Origin of the sequence: Bacillus sp. TE8-1, assembly GCF_008368855.1 — a bacterium.
GTDB lineage: Bacteria > Bacillota > Bacilli > Bacillales > Bacillaceae_G > Bacillus_A > Bacillus_A cereus.
This window is the reverse complement of sequence record NZ_QPET01000019.1, coordinates 2,501-4,713: the sequence shown is the minus strand read 5'-3', so window position 1 is coordinate 4,713 and position 2,213 is coordinate 2,501. Positions and strand designations below refer to the sequence as shown.

Sequence of the window (2,213 nt, the reverse complement as noted above, 5' to 3'; positions counted from 1 at the left end):
GCTACATATTATATGGTTAAGTCCTCGATCTATTAGTATTCGTCAGCTCCACATGTCACCATGCTTCCACCTCGAACCTATCAACCTGATCATCTTTCAGGGATCTTACTAGCTTACGCTATGGGAAATCTCATCTTGAGGGGGGCTTCATGCTTAGATGCTTTCAGCACTTATCCCTTCCGCACATAGCTACCCAGCTATGCCCTTGGCAGAACAACTGGTACACCAGCGGTGCGTCCATCCCGGTCCTCTCGTACTAAGGACAGCTCCTCTCAAATTTCCTACGCCCACGACGGATAGGGACCGAACTGTCTCACGACGTTCTGAACCCAGCTCGCGTACCGCTTTAATGGGCGAACAGCCCAACCCTTGGGACCGACTACAGCCCCAGGATGCGATGAGCCGACATCGAGGTGCCAAACCTCCCCGTCGATGTGGACTCTTGGGGGAGATAAGCCTGTTATCCCCGGGGTAGCTTTTATCCGTTGAGCGATGGCCCTTCCATGCGGAACCACCGGATCACTAAGCCCGACTTTCGTCCCTGCTCGACTTGTAGGTCTCGCAGTCAAGCTCCCTTATGCCTTTGCACTCTACGAATGATTTCCAACCATTCTGAGGGAACCTTTGGGCGCCTCCGTTACACTTTAGGAGGCGACCGCCCCAGTCAAACTGCCCACCTGACACTGTCTCCCGGGTCGATAAGACCCGTAGGTTAGAATTTCAATACAGTCAGGGCGGTATCCCACCAGCGCCTCCACCGAAGCTAGCGCTCCGGTTTCAATGGCTCCCGCCTATCCTGTACAAACTGTACCAAAATTCAATATCAGGCTACAGTAAAGCTCCACGGGGTCTTTCCGTCCTGTCGCGGGTAACCTGCATCTTCACAGGTACTATAATTTCACCGAGTCTCTGGTTGAGACAGTGCCCAAATCGTTACACCTTTCGTGCGGGTCGGAACTTACCCGACAAGGAATTTCGCTACCTTAGGACCGTTATAGTTACGGCCGCCGTTTACTGGGGCTTCAGTTCAGAGCTTCGCTTACGCTAACCCCTCTCCTTAACCTTCCAGCACCGGGCAGGTGTCACCCCCTATACTTCGCCTTACGGCTTCGCAGAGAGCTGTGTTTTTGCTAAACAGTCGCTTGGGCCTATTCACTGCGGCTTTCCGTTAAGAAAGCACCCCTTCTCCCGAAGTTACGGGGTCATTTTGCCGAGTTCCTTAACCAGAGTTCTCTCGCACACCTTAGGATTCTCTCCTCGCCTACCTGTGTCGGTTTGCGGTACAGGCACCTTTTATCTCGCTAGAAGCTTTTCTTGGCAGCGGGGAATCAAAGACTTCGCTCCATAAGGAGCTTCCCCATCACAGCTCAGCCTTTACGATAAGCGGATTTGCCTACTTATCAGCCTAACTGCTTGGACGTGCACAACCAATCGCACGCTTCTTCTATCCTTCTGCGTCCCTCCATTGCTCAAACGATAAAGAGGTGGTACAGGAATATCAACCTGTTGTCCATCGCCTACGCCTGTCGGCCTCGGCTTAGGTCCTGACTAACCCTGAGCGGACGAGCCTTCCTCAGGAAACCTTAGGCATTCGGTGGACGGGATTCTCACCCGTCTTTCGCTACTCATACCGGCATTCTCACTTCTAAGCACTCCACCAGTCCTTCCGGTCTGACTTCACTGTCCTTAGAACGCTCCCCTACCACTGATACCATTGGTATCAATCCGCAGCTTCGGTGGTGTATTTAGCCCCGGTACATTTTCGGCGCAGAGTCACTCGACTAGTGAGCTATTACGCACTCTTTAAATGGTGGCTGCTTCTAAGCCAACATCCTAGTTGTCTAAGCAACTCCACATCCTTTTCCACTTAATACACACTTTGGGACCTTAGCTGGCGGTCTGGGCTGTTTCCCTTTTGACTACGGATCTTATCACTCGCAGTCTGACTCCTAAGGATAAGTCATTGGCATTCGGAGTTTGACTGAATTCGGTAATCCGATGAGGACCCCTAGTCCAATCAGTGCTCTACCTCCAAGACTCTTACACTTAAGGCTAGCCCTAAAGCTATTTCGGGGAGAACCAGCTATCTCCAGGTTCGATTGGAATTTCTCCGCTACCCACACCTCATCCCCGCACTTTTCAACGTGCGTGGGTTCGGGCCTCCATTCAGTGTTACCTGAACTTCACCCTGGACATGGGTAGATCACCTGGTT

At 52.1% G+C, this 2,213-nt stretch carries 1 rRNA gene (cut by a window edge); it reads right to left on the bottom strand.

From position 1 onward, the window contains the following. Positions 1-12: 12 nt before the first annotated feature. A 23S ribosomal RNA gene (locus DN404_RS18705) occupies positions 13-2,213 on the bottom strand; it runs 721 nt beyond the window's last position.